Consider the following 18,718-nt stretch of genomic DNA (forward strand, 5'->3'; position numbering starts at 1 on the left):
AGACCTTGGAGGAAACCGGCCCCTCCAGGGGCCACTTGGCTCCAAGGTCTCGGTTCCAGAACTCTGACGATCTTCTTGAACGGTTCCCGCCTGCGCCGCTCCCACCAGCAAAGGCGACAGCACCGCCACGGCTCGCAGCACCATCTCCGGCAAGGACGGGTCCACGTCGACGACCAGCACCTCATCTGCACCGGCCGGCGGTGATGCCCTGTCCGATCCTGGTAGAAATGCCGGATGGATGTCGACCGGGTGGCGGTACGGGAACAGGCCGAGGCGGTGCTGCGCCAGTTGGCCGGTGAGCGGGCACGGCTGCGGGAGGACCAGTGGCGGGCCATCGAGGCGCTGGTGGTCGACAAGCGGCGGGTGCTCTGCGTGCAACGTACCGGTTGGGGGAAGTCGGCGGTCTACTTCGTGGCCACCGCCCTGCTCCGTGCCCTCGACGCCGGTCCGGACAACCGGTCCGCCGGAACCGGACCGACCGTCATCGTCTCGCCGCTGCTGGCGCTCATGCGTAACCAGGTGGAATCGGCGGCGCGGGCCGGCATCCGGGCCCGCACCATCAACTCGGCGAACCTGGATGAGTGGGACGAAATCACCGGTGAGATCCGTGCCGGCACGGTCGACGTACTGCTGATCAGCCCGGAACGGCTCAACAACCCGGACTTCCGGGACACCGTCCTGCCGCAACTGGCGGCCACCACCGGGCTGCTCGTGGTCGACGAGGCGCACTGCGTATCCGACTGGGGACACGACTTCCGGCCGGACTACCGCCGGCTGCGGACGTTTCTGGCGAACCTCCCGGTTGGTACCCCGGTGCTGGCCACCACTGCCACCGCCAACAGCCGGGTCACCGCCGACGTCGCCGAACAACTCAGCGTCGAACCCCGCAACGTCGGAACTCCGGCCGACGATCCGGCGACCCAGCTGAGCGACGCTCTGGTGCTGCGTGGCCCGCTCGACCGCGAGTCGTTGCGGCTGGCCGTACTCGATCTGCCCAGCCCGGCCCACCGGCTCGGCTGGCTCGCCGACCACCTCGACCAGCTTCCCGGCTCGGGCATCATCTACACCCTCACCGTCGCGGCGGCGGGCGAGACGGCCGAATTCCTGCGCTCCCGGGGCTACAGCGTGGCCTCCTACACCGGCCAGGCCGACGACGCCGACCGGCGGGCCGCCGAGCAGGACCTGCTCGACAACAAGATCAAGGCGCTGGTGGCCACCTCAGCACTGGGGATGGGATTCGACAAGCCCGACCTGGGTTTCGTGGTGCACCTTGGCGCACCACCCTCGCCGATCGCGTACTACCAGCAGGTCGGCCGGGCCGGCCGGGCAGTCGAGCATGCCGAGGTGCTGCTCCTGCCCGCGGTCGAGGACCAGGCAATCTGGCGCTACTTCGCCTCGCTGGCGTTCCCGCCGGAGCACCAGGTGCGGGCCGTACTCGACGCGCTTCCGACAGATCGTCCACTGTCGACAGCAGCCCTCGAACCGATCGTCGACCTGCGGCGTACCCGGCTTGAACTGATGCTCAAGGTCCTCGACGTCGACGGCGCGGTCCGTCGGGTGCGCGGCGGCTGGCTCGCCACCGGCGAGCCGTGGCACTACGACGTCGAGCGGTTGCGGCGCGTCGCCCAGGCGCGCACCGCCGAGCAACAGGCCATGCGGGAGTACGCCGAAACGGCCGGCTGCCGGATGGAGTTTCTGCGCCGATGCCTGGACGACGACGGGGCGACCCGCTGCGGTCGATGCGATCGCTGTGCCGGGCCGCAGTACGACGCCGACGTCTCGGCCCCGGCGCTCGCCGCCGCACAGGCGTTCCTCGGTCGCCCCGGGGCCGAGATCACGCCGAAGAAGATGTGGCCCACCGGCCTGGCGGCGGTCGGGGTGCCATTACGCGGGAAGATCAGCCCGGATGAGCAGGCCCTGTCCGGTCGGGCGGTCGGGCGGCTTTCCGACCTTGGCTGGGGTGGGCGGCTGCGTACGCTGGTCGGCCCGGATTCGCCCGACGGACCGATGCCGGACGATGTGGCCGGCGCGGTGATCGAGGTGCTGAAGGCGTGGTCCCACGGCGACGACCCGTGGGCGCAGCGGCCAGTCGGCGTGGTCGCGGTCGGTTCGGCCCACCGGCCCCGGCTGGTACGCAGCCTCGCCGAGCGGATCGCCACCGTGGGTCGGCTACCGCTGCTCGGGGAGGTGCCGGCTCGGGATTCGGCGACAGGGGACGGCGGGGCGCGGGGCAACAGCGCCCAGCGGGTACGCGCGCTACACGACGCCTTCGTGATCCCCGACGAGTTGGCGGCAGTCCTGTCCGGGGTGACCGGGCCGGTGTTGCTCGTCGACGACCTGGTCGATTCGGGCTGGACCATGACCATGGTGTCCCGGCTGCTGCGTCAGGCTGGCGCACCGGGCGTACTGCCGCTGGCCCTGGCGATCGCCGGCTGACCGGGGCGACCGCCTCCCGCTGACCCGCTGACCGGCACGACCGAGTGCCAGGTCAAAGACAACGTCGAAGGGGCTGTCCAGCGCTGGACAGCCCCTTCGATGCAGCTCGGTCAGCGAGGTCGGCCGTAACCGTGTACGGGTTGGAAGTCGGTCTTGTCGACTCGGATCTGCCTGCCGGGTCGGGGGGCGTGGATCACCTTGTCGTTACCCACGTAGATCCCGACATGGCCGATGTGACGGTAGTAGAAGACCAGGTCACCCGGCCGGAGTGCGGCCCGGTTGATCCGGGTCACCACCCGCCACTGCTGTGCGGCGTTGTGTGGCAGTTTCACCCCGACCGTTGCCCAGGCCGCCAGGGTCAGCCCGGAGCAGTCGTAACCGTTCGGGCCCGATCCGGCCCAGCGGTAGTTCTTGCCGAGTTGCGCGTAGGCGAACCGGACCACCCGTAGGCCGGCCGGGGGTGGGGCGGGGGCCCGTTCGGCTCCCGACTCGGTGCTCGGTGGTGCGCCCCCCTGCTCCGTGCGGAGCCGGTTCAGCCGGTTGATTTCGGCCTCGATCTGCTTGTTTCGTCCGGATAGTTGCTGCTCGCGAGCGTGTTGCAGGACGATCTCGTCCCGTACCACCCGGTGGTCGGCGAGCAGTCGTTCGGTAGACCGGGACAGGTCCGAGACGACTTCGTCCGGCCGGCGGTCCAGTCGTTCCAGGGTCAGCAGTGGGTCCACCCGGCTGGTGCTCGACCGAGTCCCAGCCAGGGCGGCCATCGGATTGGTGCCCCGGGTGCGGTGGGTCGCTGCGACGAGCCCGATCTGGTCACGTTGCGCCTTCAGTCGGCGCTCCAGCGCGACCAGTTGATCGGTGAGGGCCGCGATGCGGGCGCGGGTGTAGCGCAGTTCCTCCTGTAGGTCGGTGTGCTCCTCGACGAGTTTCTCCAGGCCGTCCGCGGATGCGGCGACCCGTTCCGGACCCGGTTCGTCCGGTGGTTCGGCGAGAGCGGGGACAGGTACGAGCGCGAGGGCCACGGTCACCCCGGCTGCCAGAGTGGCAGCACGGCGCGGCAAGGTGGTTGTCGGCACGATCGGTACAACGATTTACGTCTGTCAAAGGCTACGTAAGCTAGACATGAATGAATGTCAATACGGCAGGGGGGTATCCTCGACGTGATGGTGGCGGTTTGCCAGGGTCGTCAGGGTTCGTCATTCCGCGAACTCGGTCATTCAGGGAGTTTGTGCTAAATGTCCGCTAAGCAGATCCGGTCTGGCTTGGATCTCGGCTCGCTCCGCCTGGCGTTGGTGCTGGGTGGCCTGGTGCTTGCCCTGCTCGCGGGCTTCGCTATCGGCCGGATCGACACCGGAACCGCCCCGGTCGCCGGCAGTTCGGTGGGCGGCACCGCTGACGACGGCCATCTGCACCCGCCCGGCACCGCACCGCACGAGCATGCCGGCAGCGGCACGACCGGCAGCGGGACCGGTACCACGGTGGGCGGACTGTCGCTGAGTGCGGGCGGATTCACCCTGGTGCCCAGCGCGACATCGTTCCCGGTCGGCCGTCAACAGGACCTTCGCTTTCAGGTCCAGGGTGCCGACCGTACGGCGGTGACCGACTTCGCGGTCGTACACGAGAAGCCGATGCACCTGATCGTCGTACGCCGGGATCTCTCCGGCTTCCAGCACCTGCACCCGAGCATGGCCCCCGATGGCACCTGGAGCATTCCGCTGACCCTGCCCGAGGCGGGCATCTGGCGGGCGTACGCCGATTTCACCGCCCAGGATGCCGCCGGCCGGCAGACGGCGTTGACCCTCGGCGTCGACATGGTGGCCGCCGGCGCGTACGCGCCCCGGACCCTGCCCGTTGTCGCCCGGGAAGCGGCCGTCGACGGCTTCACCATCACCTACGAGGGCACCCCGCAGGTCGACGCGACCCAGCCGCTGCTGTTCCGGGTCTTCCAGGACGGCAGTCCGGTCGCCGGGATCGAGCGCTATCTCGGCGCGTACGGGCACCTGGTGGCGCTGCGGGAAGGCGACCTTGGCTACGTGCACATCCATCCGGAGGAGCAACTGGTCGGCGGTGCGGTGAAGTTCTGGCTGTCCGTGCCGAGCCCGGGCAACTACCGCCTCTACTTCGACTTCCAGGTGGCCGGCGTTGTCCGGACCGCCGAGTTCACACTGACGGTGTCCTGACCGCCGAGTTCACGCTGACGGTGTTCGGGCCGTCCGCGTCGAGCCGGGCCGGCGGGCCAGATGACGCAACATGTCCCGGATCAGCCGCTTCTCTGCGGATGGTACGACCGGGTCGGCCAGCCGAGCCAGGATCTTTCGTACGTCGGCCGCCACTGTGCTGTCGTCCTCGACGGTGGCCGGGCGGCGGTCCGGCTGGTCGGCCGGTAGCGCGTCGGGCAGGCCCAGCGCCCAGAAGGCGGCGGCAACGGGCACGTCCAGGGCCGCGCAGAAACCGCGTACCTTGGCCAACTCCGGATAGTCGTGCCAGTCGCCAGCCAGCCACCGGAACACGGTGGAGCGGCCCATCCGGGTGTGCGCGGCCAGGTCGGTGACAGTCCAGCCGCGCTCGTCCCGAGCCTGGTCGACGACCTGTCGTACGAATCGGGAAAACGCCGCCTGCGGTGACTCGTCGGCGGCCTCCAGCGCACTCAGGGGACGACCTCTTCCTGGCAGATCACGGCGGGCTGGGGTAGAGCGTAGTCCGGTGCGATGAATTCGGCTGGCTAACTCTGTTGGTCCCGTAGAAGAGACTGACTACTGTGGATGTCACCGTTGGGGGCGTCGCCCATGCTCGGCCCCTCCCTGTCGACCCCGACGGCGCACGGGCCGGTCCTCCGGGCGCGGCTACGGTGTCCCGCTGGCGAGGGGGCAGCGGGACACCGGCAACTCAGGGTGGGCCTTAAGCGGGCCGCGCCGGCTCCTCGGCCGCACCCAGCAGAGTCAGCAGTCGCGGTGTGACCTGCCATTGCGTCACCAGCTGCCGATATTCGTCCCGTTGCTGCCCGGTCGGTGGCGAGCCGGTGTGCCGGGCCCGGAGCAGCAGGTTGCGGGGCGTGTGCTGGGAGTCGACGAACTCGACCACCTCGACCCGGTAGCCGTGCAACCGCAGCAGCGCCGCGCGTAGTGCGTCGGTGAGTACGTCGGCGAAGCGCTCGCGCAGGATGCCCTGCCGGGTGAGCAGCTGGTACGGCTCCGGCGGCGGCCGATCGCGCAGCTGCGCCGCGAGATCGTGGTGGCAGCACGGGGCGGCCAACACCCAGCGGGCACCCCAGCGCACCGCTCGGGCCAGTGCCTCGTCGGTGGCCGTGTCACAGGCGTGCAACGCGAGTACCAGGTCGGGGGCCGGATCGACCTCGGCATCCAGGATGGTGCCGGCCACGAACCGTACCCGGTCGGCGTAGCCCAGTTCCGTGGCCAGTTCGGTGTTACGCCGCCGCTGGTCCTCGCGTACGTCCACCCCGACCAGGTCCACTTCGATGCCCCGGTCGGTCAGGTAGCGGAAGGCCGCGAACGTCAGGTAGGCGTTTCCGCAGCCCAGGTCCACTACTCGCAGCGGGCGGGTCGCGGCGCCGGGAAGCTGACCAGTCAGGTCGTCGGGCAGCGTGGCCGCCAACGCCCGCAGGAACGCATCGACCTGGCGGCGCTTCGCGGCGCTGCCGCCGATCGCGGCGAAGAGTGGATCACCCGGGTCGAGTAGATAGTCCTTCTCCCGGTCGTGCCCAGTTGGCGGTGTCGTCGGCCGGGTTGCCGCCGCCCGGTGCACCTGCGCGTCACCCTTCTTGGTCACCCGTACCTGCACGGTGGCGTCGGCGGTTTCCACGTGCCAGTTGCCGAACGGCTCGGCCAGCAGGGCGTCGACCGCCGCCTCCGTCTCCGGCCCCGGCATCACGTTACGGGTGTACGGCCGGTGGCCGTCCGAGGTGACGATCTGAAGTCGGGAACCGCCCTTGAGGGCTACCGGCCGCAGTTCGGCGCGTACGACCGAGGGGGTCTGCCCCCGGCGTCGGCCGGCGGCCACGGCTCGGGTCAGACCCGGATCGACGAGTAGGCCCCGCACCTCGGCGAGCACCACGTCCAGCGGTTCCGGCATGTCGACATTCTGCTCCGCCGCAGATCAGTGGCGGTCGTCGGGGCATCGCGATCTCGCCGGAGACGTACCGGTTGGCGAGCGTGAGGAGAACCTCGTGCGCCGTCTGCATGCGCGACACGCTGTCACGAATGATCAAGCTGTTTGGTTCCCCACCGGCCGCCAACCGGTCCTGATCCTGAGCCCGTCGGGGGTCAGGCGTCGGATGCCGGTACGTCCGAGGTAGCGGCGGTGGACTCGCTGCGGGATCCGCGACCGCCGCGACGGCGGCGACGCCGGGTCCGAGGCTTCGCCTCCGCCATGGTCTCGCCGGGCTCGTCGCCGGTCGTCCGGCTGAGCTCGGCGGTTGCCTGGCTGGCCTCGGTGGACGCTGCTTCACCAGAGTCCGTCTCGACGGTCTCGGTGCCGCTGACGAGTTGACCGGCCCGGCGACGACGCCGTTGGCGCGGCGGACGGCTGACCTCCGACGACTCTTCGGTGCCGGTGTCGGAGTCCGTGGTGGCGCCGGTGGCACCGTCCGGGCCCCGGCGGCGACGGGACTGTCGGCCCCGGCCGGGACCCTCCGTACGCCGTCCGCTGCCCCGGGATCGTCCGCCCAGGTCCTCCTCGACCTCGGCAGCGAGCCCGGCGCGGGTGCGCTCGGCGGTCGGCAGGGTGCCGGCGGCGTCGGTCGGAATGTCCAGGTCGGTGTAGAGGTGCGCGGAGGTGTGGTACGTCTCCGGCGGCTCGGGCATCTCCAGCCCCAGCGTCTTGTCGATGATCCGCCAGCGCGGCATGTCGTCCCAGTCGACGAAGGTCACCGCCACGCCGCTCGCGCCGGCCCGACCGGTCCGGCCGATCCGGTGCGTGTAGGTGTCCTGATCCTCGGGGCAGTCGTAGTTGACGACGTGGGTGACGCCGGTGACGTCCAGCCCCCGGGCCGCCACGTCGGTGGCGACCAGGATGTCGATCTTGCCGGCCCGGAAGGCGCGCAGCGCCCGCTCCCGCGCACCCTGACCAAGATCCCCGTGTACGGCCGCCACGGCGAAGCCACGGAAGTCGAGGTCCTCGGCGACCCGGTCGGCGGCCCGCTTGGTACGCGTGAAGATCATCGTCAGGCCGCGACCCTCTGCCTGCATGATGCGGGCGACGATCTCGATCTTGTTCAGTGAGTGGGTGCGGTAGACCAGTTGCTGCGTCTGCGGCGACGGTCCGGTCTCGGCGGTGTGCCCGGCGTGGATCGTCACCGGCTGACGCAGGAAGCGCCGGGACAGGGCGACGATCGGATCGGGCATCGTGGCCGAGAAGAGCATGGTCTGCCGGTCCTCGGGCAGCATCGCCAGAATCTTCTCGACGTCGTCCAGGAAGCCCAGATCGAGCATCCGGTCGGCCTCGTCCAGGACCAGCGCGTGCACTCGGTCGAGGCGCAGCTGCTTCTGCTTGGCCAGGTCCATCAGCCGGCCGGGCGTACCGACCAGGATCTCCACCCCTCGGCGGAGCGCTTCGACCTGTGGCTCATAGGCCACGCCGCCGTAGATCGGCAGGACCCGTACTCCTCGGGTCTTACCAGCGGCGGCAAGGTCCTTGGCGACCTGGAGACCCAGTTCGCGGGTGGGTACGACGACCAGCGCCTGGGGCAGGCCGTCCCCGCCCTCGCCCGGGGCGAAGACCCGCTCCAGCAGCGGAATGCCGAAGCCGAGGGTCTTGCCGGTGCCGGTCGGTGCCTGGCCGATCAGGTCGGTGCCCCGCAGCGCGATCGGCAGGGCGTACTCCTGGATGGCGAAGGCGCGGGTGATGCCCACCGCGGCGAGCGCGTCTACGGTCTCCTGGCGCGCGCCGAGGGCGGCGAAAGTGGGAGCCTCGGGGCGTACCGGCGCGATGGCGGCCAATTCCTGGCCTGCCGTTTCGTGGTTATTGTCCATTTGATTGTGGGGGTGCCCTCTCGTGGTGCGCCCCGCTAGTGGAGTAGGGCGCGGTTTTCGGTGTGGCGCGGGCCACACGGGTCGACGGCTGTTTCTGCCGAGGTCGAACCGGGCCGCACGCGCATCGCAGGCAGGAAGTGTGATCAGTTCGTTGGCCTGCGGTAACTGCTCCATGTTACCTGAGCCGGGCAAACGTCGCCCAAGCCTTGGTGGAACATGATGCGGCGGGGTCCCCTGGAGTGGCATTGGCCACATCTTGGCGGGACATCTCCCAGAACGCCGACGGACGGCCCTCGTCCGGTCCGGGGAGTAATCTGCGGACGTGTCCGCCCCCACAGAACCCGCCGGATCAGCGCCCGTCGAGCGTGCTCCGGGTGCGACGATCAGCCCGAGAACCGCACTGACACCCCAGGCCGACGTGTCCCTCGCAGCCCCAGAGGCGGCCGATGCCGTTGTCGACCTGCTCGGTCTGGTCGCCTATGGCGAACTGTTGGCCTTCGACCGGATGGCAGCCGATGCCCGACTCGCACCTGATCTGCGGCGGCGGGCCGCCCTCAGCGAGATGGCGGCAGTGGAGATCACCAACTACCGGTGTCTCGCCGACCGATTGGTGCAGTTGGGGGTCTCCCCAGATGACGCGATGACGCCATACGTGGCGGCGCTCCAGGCGTACCACGACTCGACCGAGCCAAAGGACTGGCTGGAGGCGGTGACCAAGGCGTACGTCGGAGACGCGATCGCGGACGACTTCTTCCGGGAGGTGGCCGGGTTCCTCGCCGGCCCCGACCGGCAACTGGTCCTCGATGTCCTGCACGACACCCAGTACGACGACTTCGCCGGACAGGAGATTCGGGCGGCGATCGCGGCCGATCCGAAGGTGGCCAACCGGCTGTCCATGTGGGCCCGACGTCTGGTCGGTGAAGGACTGTCGCAGGCGGGACGGGTGGCCGGTGACCGGACTGCCCTGGCCACGCTGATCGTGGCCGGCTCCGGCGACCAGACCGGCGTGCAGGAACTCTTCCGGCGGCTCACCGCCGCACATACCACCCGGATGACGGCGGTGGGCCTGAACAACTGATCAGGCCCACCGGCTGTCTGATCCGGCCGGCCGGAGGTTGTCCGGTCCGGCTGGTCAGCGTTCTCTGATCCGGTTGGCTGGAGCCGTCTGGTCCGGCTGGCCGGAGTCGTTCAGCGAGCGGTGAAGCCGACCGCGCGCGGGGATGCCTCGGCGATTTCGACGTAGGCCAGCTTGTCGACCGGCACAATCACCCGCCGGCCCTTCTCGTCGGTCAGCATCAGGGTGCTGGCGCCGGAGAGTGCCTCGGTCACGATCTGCTCGATCTCAGCTGGTGACTGCGCGCTCTCCACAACCAGCTCGCGGGGCGCGTACTGAACGCCGATCTTGACCTCCACGGGGCCTCCTCAATCTGGACGGAAAACTGCGCCGTTGAAGGCTAGCCGATCAGTGGAGGCGACCGTCAGGCTGACTCGCCCTGCAGCGGGAAGCCCGCTATGCCGCGCCAGGCGAGCGCGGTCAGCAACTCCTCCGCCTCAGCCTTCGGGACCTTACGGCCTCCAGCGAGCCAGAACTGGGCGGCCGTCTCCGCCGCGCCGACCAACCCGGAGGCCAGCAGTTCGGCACTGGGCCGATTTACTCCGGTGTCCGAAATGATGGTATCCGTGATGGCGGCGATGCATCCCTGTTCGACGCGTTCCACCCGCTCCCGTACCGCCGGCTCGTTTCGCAGGTCCGATTCGAAGACCAGCCGGAACGCCTCGCTCTTGTGATCTACGAAGTCGAAGTAGGCGCGGACCGCCCCGCTGACACGTTCCTTGTTGTCGGCCGTCGCCTGCATCGCCTCGTGCACCTTGCCGACGATGGCGTCGCAGTGGGTGTCCAGCAGGGCCAGATACAGTTCCAGCTTGCCGGGAAAATGCTGGTAGAGGACTGGCTTGGAGACTCCGGCTCGCTCGGCGATGTCATCCATCGCAGCGGCATGATAACCCTGTGCGACGAACACCTCCTGCGCTGCGGCCAGCAGCTGCTTACGCCGTGCCGATCGAGGCAGGCGAGTGGGTCGGCCGGCCGTCTGCGCGCCGCTGCCCGCTGCCGTCATGGGCACCTCCAAGTTCGCTTACCCGCGACCGACCTTCCACCAGCACCGATCGTGCGGATCATCCGGTCGCCGAAATAGCCCGCTGCTGTAACTTATCGCCACTGTCCCCACACGGTAGCCTCAGCGGGGGCGACCAAGGAGCGCACGGTGGACGAAACAGGGCAACCCGGGGTTGCCGGATCCGGTGAGAATGGCAACGGGGCAGAACCGAACGGGGATCCGACCCGGCTGTCCAACGGTTGGGCTCCGAGCAACACAGCATGGGCTGATCCGGCCAATGCTGAGGGTTCCGACGCCGATCTGACGCGGTCCCAGCGGCGGGAGACGGGCGAGTCTCAGTCCGTACCGGCCTGGGCGGAGCGGTCGATGCACTATTCCCACCTGCCGACACTGCCAACGGTTGCTCAGCGGCCGGCCACCAACGGCCACCAACCGAACAACGGTGCTGGCCATGATGGCCACCAACCGAGCACAAACGTGAGCCACGGCGAGCGGTATGTAGACGCCCCCGCCGTGGCGCTCCGGGAACCGGTCAGCGCTCCGCCACGTGCGTATGAGGAACCCGTCGCGAGTCCCGCCCCTGCCCCGATTCTCGCCCCCGCCCCCGCCCACGAGCGGTTGGCCGTACCAGCCCAGCGCCCAGCGCTGGCGCCCGACCGTACCGGCCTGCCCGAGCCACAGCCCACGATGGAGATGACGGACGAGGCTGAGTCGGCCCGGCACGCCGTGGACGACGATCCGGGATCGCGGGGCACCGGATCTGGAGGTGCCGGATCTCGGGGCAACATCGGATCGGGGGGACAGCCCACCCAGTGGGCGGCCAATCCAGTTTCGGCAGCCGGGGAAGCAGCGGGATACCGGCAGTCGAGTTACGAGACCACGCCGCCCCCGCCGCAGCCGTCGTACGAGGCTCCGCCGGGCTTTCGGCCTTCGGGCGGGTACGGACAGCCGACCACCCCGCCGAACCCGATGGGCAGGCCGGATGGGACAGGCGGGGAGCCCGATCAGGTTGAGCCCGAGGCAGTCCCCAGGCAACGTCTCCCAGAGCAGACCTGGCAGTCGGATCGCCCGTACCAGCCGTCCGAGCCCTCCGGTTGGGAACCGAGGGCAATGAGCGGGCCGCAGCCCGGGGCGGCGGCCGACGGACCGCCTCCGGGGTGGGTGCCGCCTTGGGCACCGGCCTTTCCGCAGGCCGCTGCGCCGCAGCCTGATCCCCGTGGGATGACCGCGCCGCAGCCTGATCCCCCTGGGATGACCGCTGCGCAGCAGCCCGAGGCCACCCAGTTTTCGCAGTCTGCCCGTCGTGCCCAGGACGAATGGGCACCCCGGTGGTCCGAGCCCGCGCCCTCAGCCCCCGAGCCCGCACCCCCGGCTCCCGTCCCGCCCCGGTCGGCTCATCCGCTCAACGAGCCGTCAACGGCGTCCTTGCCACAACGGGTTCCCGCCGAGCCGGACGTACCCACAGTGCCCGAGCCGCCAGCGGTGGAGCCCTCGACCGAAGCCCCGGAACTGGCTCGGATCGCCACCCACCTGCGGCGGGAGGACGAACCGTCGCAGCTGGAGCGTCCCGAGGGCTTTGACGTCGATGCGATTCTCGATGCCGTACGCGATGTCGCCGGAGTGCGGGGAGCATCGCTGCGGACCACTCCCGCCGGTGCGCACAGTCTGCGGCTGGACCTTGCCGATGGTGCCGACGCGGCCGAAGTGAGCCGCCAGGTTGCCCGACTGCTCCAAGAACGGATGGGGCTCGCGGCGGCACCACAGAACCTGCCCGGGCTCTCCGCACCCGCACCCGCGCCCTATCGGTCCGCGCCGGAGCCACCGGCCACGCCGTACCGTCCCGGCGGGATGGAGCGAGCCGCCGCACCGTACCGGTCAGCATCGGGTGAACCGCCCGCCCAAGCGACCAGCTATCGGGCCGCGGGGTCCACCCCGGACCGCCGGGAATCGGTGCCGGCCAACGCTCCGATCGACCCACTAGCGGACGTACCGCGTCGCCGTCGCCAGGCCGCGACTCCGCCCCAGACCACGGCCTCGCCCCAGACCGCGGCCCCACCCCGGGGGCGTGCCACTGTCGGAGAGCCCCCCGCCAATACCGCCGTCCCGGACCGGGCGACCGTGTCGGGTTCCGCTGGGACGCTTCCTGGCGGGTCGCTCACCGCTGGCACGTCGTACTCGGGCGGGCAGGTCACCACCACCGAGACGGCCCCCTCGCGTCCGCTGAATCCTCATGGCCCTCCGGGGCCCCGGGTCGTCATCGACCACGTCCAGGTAAGCACCTTCGGCCTCGACGCCACGGTGGAGGTTCGGCTCGCCGCCGGCAGCCGCCAGGCGGCCGGGCTGGCCACCGGGCCGGCAGTCGACGGGTACGTGCTACGGCTGTGCGCGAGCGCGGCCGGCACCGCGGTCGACGAACTGCTGGAGGGGTCGACCAAGGTCACCGAGCGGGGACGATGCTTCGTGGAGCATGTCGCGGTCGTACCCTTCGGCAACTGCGAGGTGGCCATCGTGGTCGTCCTGCTGGTCTGTAACGGCTGGGTCGAGCAGCTTGCCGGCTCGGCGCTTGTCTCCGGCGATCCCCGGCAGGCGGTCGTCCGGGCCACCCTGGCGGCAGTCAATCGACGATTGGAGGCTCTGCTCGCCTGACAATCGACGGTTGGCGGATCTGCTCGCCTGACCTGGCGTGATCCGGGTCACGCCGTCAACCGTGTGGCGATCACGCAACGTCAGCCACTATGCGGAGCGTCTAACCAAGCGATGCAGAACTCACCTCTCGCCGATTCTCGCCCCCAGGTGACCTTGTCATCTCAGCCTGGCGGCCGGCGACACCTCCGGTGGAGCGGACTGCTGGCCGTGGTCGTACTGCTCCTGGGCAGTGGTGTGGTCCTGACCTCGCTGACTACCCGACTTCCGGCCGGAAATGACCAAGCGCATGGTGCGACGCACCCGGACGACCGCAGCGCGTCGCCCGATTTCACCCCCACCCCGTCCACTGTCGCCACTCCCACGGTCGCCGCTCCGACGCCGACACCAAGTCCCGAGCTGATACTTCAGATTCCCGGAGCGGTGCCCGGCACCGGAACCGGCAAATTCGACTACGCCCGGACCGGCGGATCGGTGTGGGGCCGCTCCGGGACGCTGAAGCGGTTTCGGGTCGCCGTGGAACGGGACGCGAACGAGGACGTCGAGGAGTTCGCTGCGGCGGTCGACCGGGCGCTGCGTGATCCGGCCAGCTGGATCGGCAGCGGCCGGCTACGCCTCCAGCGGGTACCCGCCGGAGCCAGCCACGACTTCACCGTCTACCTGGCCACAGCCAGTACCGCTGGCCGGATGTGCCAGGCCGGGAACGTGGACATTCGGCTGAACGGGAAGCCGTACACATCCTGCCGGGCACCGGGCAAGGTGATCCTCAACCTGGACCGGTGGCGCAAGTCGGTGCCGCACTTCGTCGCCGCCAAGGTGCCGTTGGACCGCTACCGGCTCTACGTGGTGAACCACGAGGTCGGCCACGAGTTGGGTCATGGGCATGAGCGCTGCCCGGGAGCGGGCCGGACCGCGCCGGTGATGATGCAACAGACCCTTTTCCTCCGGGGCTGCATCGCCAACCCGTGGCCGTACTTGAAGGGGAAGAGGTACGCCGGCCCGCCGCTGTGACGGTAGGCGATTTCCGGCATTAACCGGATAATCGGCGCGTCGTAGCGGGTCGTCACTACCTTCCGTGACACTCTGTGTGCGCCATGGTGACGCAGCCGCATCATCCCGCTCCCAGTCGTTCCGGGGCCGAACCACAGGCCACCCCGGTGCCGGCTTTCAGCTGGTGGCTGCCGATCGGCCCGGACTTGGCCCGGGCTCGTCGGATGCGCCGTCGCCGTCGCCGTACAGCAGTGCTGGCCGTCTTGCTCATCGCCGCAGGCCTGGTCGGGGCGGACCTTGCCCGAGGCGGGCCCCCGACCCAAGCCCCGAATGGGGTGACCGGCAGTCCCACCCCGCTGGGCGGGCCCAGCCCGCTACCGGGCCTTTCGCAGTTCAGGGCGGATCTCGGGATCGCTCCGGACCGCTGGACCAGCCCGAGCACCCCACCCGATACCGGTTCCGGTGAAACGCCCGCCGGCCCTGCTGCCGGGCCATCGGATTCCGGAACCGCCACCGAGGTCGGTGCGCCGACACCGGGACGACCGGTGAGTGTTCCCACCGCCGACTATCCGGAGACCGGGCCAGGCACCTTCCAGTACGCCACCGGCCAGTCGCGAGCCCGCGGCGTCGCTGGGCCGATACGCCGTTACCGGGTGGCGGTCGAAGACGGGACCGGCCAGCGGGCCGCCACCTTCGCAGCTGCCGTCGACGTGATCCTTGGCGATGCCCAGAGCTGGACCGCCTCCCGAGAGCTACGGCTGCGCCGGGTTTCCGGTACTGCCGACGCCGACTTCACCGTCTACCTCGCCACCCCGGCCACCTCGGAACGGATGTGTCTAGCCGGTGGCTTGCAGACCGAGCGATTTGCCTCGTGTCAGCTGCCGGGCAAGGTGATCATCAACCTCGCCCGGTGGCTGACCGGCGTGCCGGAGTACGGTGCCTCGCTGGACGTCTACCGGGCCTACGCGGTCAACCACGAGGTGGGGCACGAACTCGGTGCGGGGCACGAGGCGTGCCCGGGTGAGGGCCGGCTGGCACCGGTGATGCAACAACAGACGTACGGGTTGTCGGGGTGCCGGGCCAACGGCTGGCCGTACCCGAACGGCCGGCGATACGCGGGCCCGCCGGTGCGGTGACCGACGGTGGATCGGATTATTCCCGGATCCCGGATGGCGGGCAGGTGTTTCGCCTCATGGTCGATGTGCCGGATGGCGAGCGACAATGGCCCGACATGCCACATCGTCATGCTCAGCTTGCCGCTGAGCGAGGACCGCACCCGGGGAGTCCACCGTGTCGCTGCCCCCACTCGTAGAGCCAGCCGCCGAGTTGACCGTTGACGAGATTCGCCGCTACTCACGCCACCTGATCATCCCCGATGTCGGGGTCGAGGGGCAGAAGCGGCTGAAGAACGCCCGGGTGCTCTGTGTGGGTGCCGGCGGTCTCGGCTCGCCAGCGCTGATGTATCTTGCCGCTGCCGGGGTCGGCACCCTCGGCATCATCGACTTCGACACCGTCGACGAGTCCAACCTCCAGCGCCAGGTCATCCACGGCCAGTCCGACGTCGGCCGGCCGAAGGCCGAATCGGCGGCGGCGACCGTACGGGAGATCAACCCGTTGGTGAACGTGGTGATTCACAACACCGCGCTGGACCGGGACAACGTCCGGGACATCTTCGCCCAGTACGACCTGATCGTCGACGGGACGGACAACTTCGCCACCCGGTACATGGTCAACGACGCGGCGGTGCTGCTCGGCAAGCCGTACGTCTGGGGGTCGATCTACCGGTTCGACGGCCAGGCGTCGGTGTTCTGGGCCGAGCACGGCCCCTGCTACCGCTGCCTCTACCCGGAGCCCCCGCCGCCGGGGATGGTGCCCTCCTGCGCCGAGGGTGGCGTGCTCGGCGTGCTCTGTGCCTCGGTCGGCTCGATCCAGGTCACCGAGGCGATCAAGCTGCTCACCGGCATCGGCGAGCCCCTGGTGGGCCGGCTGATGGTCTACGACGCACTGGAGATGTCGTACCGGAAGATCAAGGTCCGGAAGGACCCCGCCTGCGCGCTGTGCGGGGAGAACCCCACGGTCACCGATCTGCTGGAGGACTACGAGGACTTCTGCGGCGCGGTGTCGCCGGAGGCCGAGGCGGCGGTGGTCGACGCCACCATCACCGCAGTGGAGCTCAAGGAGTGGCAGGACAGTGGCAAGGACCACTTCCTGGTGGACGTCCGGGAGCCGGCCGAGTACGAGATCGTCCGTATCCCCGGCTCGACGCTGATCCCCAAGGGGGAGATCATCTCCGGGGAGGCGCTGGCCAAGTTGCCCCAGGATCGGCAGATCGTGCTGCACTGCAAGTCGGGTGTGCGGTCGGCTGAGGCGTTGGCGGCGCTCAAGGCCGCCGGCTTCAAGGACGCCGTACACGTCCAGGGCGGTGTGCTCTCCTGGATCAAGCACATCGATCCGTCGCTGCCCGCGTACTGATGGTTAGGAAGGGCCCCTTCTTATCGCATTCTGCCTAGGAAGGGGCCCTTCCTAACCATCAACCAGCCCGGCGGTCGTCAGCAGGCGTAGCCAGGTGTCCTCGTACTGCCCTCGGAACCGGCCCTTACGCACCCGACGCTCCCGGGCTCCTGGCCACAGGATCGTGTCGACCAGTTCGGTATACCGGGGGCCCAGCACGAACTCGTCGAAGAAGGTGACGAGGTCGGGCGCGAGGATCTTGACCTCCAGCTCCTCGTCTGGATGCTCATAGCAGAATACGTACTCATCCGGGTCAAAGTGGTAGACATCGCCATCAGTAAGGTCGAGGTAGATGCCCTCGCCCCTGAGTTCGCCGCGCAGCCACTCGGGCAGGCTGAACAGCTCACAGCCGATGGACAGATACGGGCCCATCGGGTCGTACGGATCGTGGGGTTTGGCGTGGAAGGCCGCTGCGCTGGCCAGCGCCGGGGGCGGTTCGAACCGAAAGTAGCTTCCCTCGATCGTGCCGATGATCCGGAACACCTCGAAGGCGGCTTCGGGGATGCCGGGGATCGACTCCAGGGGCGTTCCGTCGACGAGGCGCACGCCGAAGTCGTACTCGGCTTCCACCGCCTTGAGCTGCGCGAAGGTCGCGCGAATGCGGTCGATCCGGTTCGGCGAATGATGATCGTCCATCCCGGACAGACTACGTGCGGAGGTGCCCGTCGCCGGTGACCACGTACTTGGTGGAGGTCAGCTCCGGCAGCCCCATCGGTCCCCGGGCGTGCAGCTTCTGGGTGGAGATGCCAATCTCCGCGCCGAACCCGAACTCGCCACCATCGGTGAACCGGGTGGACGCGTTCACCATCACCGCTGCCGCGTCAACCCGGGCCACGAACTCCCGGGCAGCCGTCGTCGAGTCGGTGACGATCGCCTCGGTGTGCCCTGATCCGTACCGCCGGATGTGCCCGACCGCGTCGGAGAGCGAGTCGACGACGGCGGCCGAGATGTCCGCAGACAGGTATTCGGTCGCGAAGTCCTCCTCGGTGGCCGGCACCACCGCGTCGGAGTAGGCCCGCACCCGCTCGTCACCGTGCACGGTGACGCCGGCCTCGGCGAACGCCGCCAGCATGGTCGGCAGGAACGCGTCGGCGACGTCGGCGTGTACCAGCAGCGACTCGGCGGTGTTGCAGGTCGACAGGCGCTGGGTCTTGGCGTTGAGGGTGACCGCCACCGCCTTCTGTAGGTCGGCGGCAGCGTCCACATAGACGTGGCAGTTGCCCACCCCGGTCTCGATCACCGGCACGGTCGACTCCTCGACCACCGTCTTGATCAGCGACGCGCCGCCGCGCGGGATCAGCACGTCGACCAGACCCCGGGCCCGCATCAGCTCCTTGACCGAGTCGCGGGACGTGGTGTCCAGCAGTTGGACGGCGTCGGCGGGCAGTCCGGCCCCGGCCACCGCGTCCCGGAGCACCGCCACCAGTGCCGCGTTGGACTGGGCCGCCGACGACGAGCCCCGCAGCAACGCCGCGTTACCCGACTTGAGGCAGATGCCGGCCGCGTCCACGGTCACGTTCGGCCGGGCCTCGTAGATGATCCCGACCACCCCGAACGGCACCCGGATCTGCCGCAGCTCCAGGCCGTTGGGCAGCGTGCTGCCACGTACCACCTCGCCGACCGGGTCGGGCAGCGCCGCCATCTGCCGCAGCGCGTCGGCGATCCCGGCGACCCGCTCGGTGCTCAGCGCCAGCCGGTCCAGGATCGCCGTCGACAGGCCGGCTTCGCGCCCGGCCGCCAGGTCCGCCTCGTTCGCGGTCAAAATCTCCGGGGTACGGGCGACCAGCGCGTCGGCCATCGCGTGCAGCGCGCCATCCTTGACGGTACGGGTGGCCGTGGCGAGCATGGTCGCCGCCTCGCGGGCCCGCCGCGCCTGCTCTGTGACGCTCATCGTGCTCTCCTTCTCCGGTTCTCCGGGGGTGTTAGGAAGGGCCCCTTCTTAGAGAGACCGTCAGTAGGGCGTGTGCAGCCCAAGTAGCTGTTCAGGGGTAGCAAACAGGCACGGGATTGTCGATCATGTGAGTTCTCTACGCTCCG

The 18,718-nt window shown here is 69.5% G+C and carries 14 protein-coding genes and 1 pseudogene; 7 read left to right on the top strand and 8 right to left on the bottom strand.

Going from position 1 to position 18,718, the window contains the following annotated elements:
• The first annotated feature begins 234 nt into the window (after positions 1-234).
• Complete coding sequence (locus ACWDV4_RS23080; RefSeq protein WP_449982112.1) at positions 235-2,436, top strand: DEAD/DEAH box helicase; 2,202 nt, start codon at positions 235-237, stop codon at positions 2,434-2,436.
• 110 nt (positions 2,437-2,546) lie between these two features.
• On the opposite strand, the gene ACWDV4_RS23085 is transcribed toward ACWDV4_RS23080, so the two are convergent.
• Positions 2,547-3,509, bottom strand: coding sequence for an NlpC/P60 family protein (locus ACWDV4_RS23085; RefSeq protein WP_449982114.1), 963 nt, complete (start codon positions 3,507-3,509; stop codon positions 2,547-2,549).
• A gap of 159 nt (positions 3,510-3,668) precedes the next feature.
• Here ACWDV4_RS23085 and ACWDV4_RS23090 point away from each other — a divergent pair, with 159 nt between their 5' ends.
• Positions 3,669-4,613 carry a hypothetical protein gene (locus ACWDV4_RS23090; protein ID WP_449982117.1) on the top strand — a complete coding sequence of 315 codons (945 nt, stop codon included), beginning with the start codon at positions 3,669-3,671 and terminating at the stop codon, positions 4,611-4,613.
• 9 nt (positions 4,614-4,622) lie between these two features.
• Here ACWDV4_RS23090 and ACWDV4_RS23095 read toward each other — a convergent pair whose 3' ends face one another.
• The 3 genes from ACWDV4_RS23095 to ACWDV4_RS23105 form a co-directional block, all read right to left on the bottom strand.
• Entirely contained in the window at positions 4,623-5,075 is a 453-nt protein-coding gene (locus tag ACWDV4_RS23095) for a helix-turn-helix domain-containing protein (RefSeq protein ID WP_449982166.1), read from the bottom strand.
• A gap of 256 nt (positions 5,076-5,331) precedes the next feature.
• Positions 5,332-6,522, bottom strand: a complete 1,191-nt coding sequence (locus tag ACWDV4_RS23100; RefSeq protein ID WP_449982120.1) for a class I SAM-dependent methyltransferase — start codon at positions 6,520-6,522, stop codon at positions 5,332-5,334.
• A 191-nt stretch (positions 6,523-6,713) separates the two neighbouring features.
• On the bottom strand, positions 6,714-8,420 hold the full coding sequence (locus ACWDV4_RS23105; protein ID WP_449982122.1) for a DEAD/DEAH box helicase: 1,707 nt from the start codon (positions 8,418-8,420) through the stop codon (positions 6,714-6,716).
• A gap of 322 nt (positions 8,421-8,742) precedes the next feature.
• Here ACWDV4_RS23105 and ACWDV4_RS23110 point away from each other — a divergent pair, with 322 nt between their 5' ends.
• Complete coding sequence (locus ACWDV4_RS23110) at positions 8,743-9,498, top strand: ferritin-like fold-containing protein (protein ID WP_449982125.1); 756 nt, start codon at positions 8,743-8,745, stop codon at positions 9,496-9,498.
• Positions 9,499-9,608: 110 nt separating this feature from the next.
• Here ACWDV4_RS23110 and ACWDV4_RS23115 read toward each other — a convergent pair whose 3' ends face one another.
• Entirely contained in the window at positions 9,609-9,833 is a 225-nt protein-coding gene (locus ACWDV4_RS23115) for a DUF3107 domain-containing protein (RefSeq protein ID WP_449982128.1), read from the bottom strand.
• 65 nt (positions 9,834-9,898) lie between these two features.
• The gene (locus ACWDV4_RS23120) at positions 9,899-10,537 is read right to left on the bottom strand and encodes a TetR/AcrR family transcriptional regulator (protein WP_449982131.1); all 639 of its coding nucleotides are present in this window, start codon (positions 10,535-10,537) and stop codon (positions 9,899-9,901) included.
• 1,164 nt (positions 10,538-11,701) lie between these two features.
• Here ACWDV4_RS23120 and ACWDV4_RS23125 point away from each other — a divergent pair.
• The 4 genes and pseudogenes from ACWDV4_RS23125 to moeZ all read left to right on the top strand — a co-directional run.
• Positions 11,702-13,183: pseudogene (locus ACWDV4_RS23125) on the top strand (hypothetical protein); the annotation flags it as partial.
• Positions 13,184-13,330: 147 nt separating this feature from the next.
• Positions 13,331-14,191 carry a DUF3152 domain-containing protein gene (locus ACWDV4_RS23130; RefSeq protein WP_449982133.1) on the top strand — a complete coding sequence of 287 codons (861 nt, stop codon included), beginning with the start codon at positions 13,331-13,333 and terminating at the stop codon, positions 14,189-14,191.
• Positions 14,192-14,715: 524 nt separating this feature from the next.
• The gene (locus ACWDV4_RS23135) at positions 14,716-15,306 is read left to right on the top strand and encodes a DUF3152 domain-containing protein (RefSeq protein WP_449982136.1); all 591 of its coding nucleotides are present in this window, start codon (positions 14,716-14,718) and stop codon (positions 15,304-15,306) included.
• Between the two features lie 154 nt (positions 15,307-15,460).
• Positions 15,461-16,642, top strand: coding sequence for an adenylyltransferase/sulfurtransferase MoeZ (moeZ, locus tag ACWDV4_RS23140; protein WP_449982139.1), 1,182 nt, complete (start codon positions 15,461-15,463; stop codon positions 16,640-16,642).
• A 51-nt stretch (positions 16,643-16,693) separates the two neighbouring features.
• On the opposite strand, the gene ACWDV4_RS23145 is transcribed toward moeZ, so the two are convergent.
• Together ACWDV4_RS23145 and ACWDV4_RS23150 are read right to left on the bottom strand one after the other, a co-directional pair.
• Positions 16,694-17,317 carry a hypothetical protein gene (locus ACWDV4_RS23145; RefSeq protein ID WP_449982142.1) on the bottom strand — a complete coding sequence of 208 codons (624 nt, stop codon included), beginning with the start codon at positions 17,315-17,317 and terminating at the stop codon, positions 16,694-16,696.
• Positions 17,318-17,327: 10 nt separating this feature from the next.
• The gene (locus ACWDV4_RS23150; protein WP_449982145.1) at positions 17,328-18,572 is read right to left on the bottom strand and encodes a glutamate-5-semialdehyde dehydrogenase; all 1,245 of its coding nucleotides are present in this window, start codon (positions 18,570-18,572) and stop codon (positions 17,328-17,330) included.
• Positions 18,573-18,718 lie beyond the last annotated feature (146 nt).

Source organism: Micromonospora sp. NPDC003197, assembly GCF_053590565.1.

What these genes read in the sequence shown, in the direction of transcription:
- ACWDV4_RS23105 (WP_449982122.1), bottom strand. Translation starts at nt 8,420, where the DNA reads ATGGACAATAACCACGAAACGGCAGGCCAGGAATTGGCCGCCATCGCG.
- ACWDV4_RS23100 (WP_449982120.1), bottom strand. Translation starts at nt 6,522, where the DNA reads ATGCCGGAACCGCTGGACGTGGTGCTCGCCGAGGTGCGGGGCCTACTC.
- ACWDV4_RS23120 (WP_449982131.1), bottom strand. Translation starts at nt 10,537, where the DNA reads ATGACGGCAGCGGGCAGCGGCGCGCAGACGGCCGGCCGACCCACTCGC.
- ACWDV4_RS23080 (WP_449982112.1), top strand. Translation starts at nt 235, where the DNA reads ATGGATGTCGACCGGGTGGCGGTACGGGAACAGGCCGAGGCGGTGCTG.
- ACWDV4_RS23145 (WP_449982142.1), bottom strand. Translation starts at nt 17,317, where the DNA reads ATGGACGATCATCATTCGCCGAACCGGATCGACCGCATTCGCGCGACC.
- ACWDV4_RS23090 (WP_449982117.1), top strand. Translation starts at nt 3,669, where the DNA reads ATGTCCGCTAAGCAGATCCGGTCTGGCTTGGATCTCGGCTCGCTCCGC.
- ACWDV4_RS23150 (WP_449982145.1), bottom strand. Translation starts at nt 18,572, where the DNA reads ATGAGCGTCACAGAGCAGGCGCGGCGGGCCCGCGAGGCGGCGACCATG.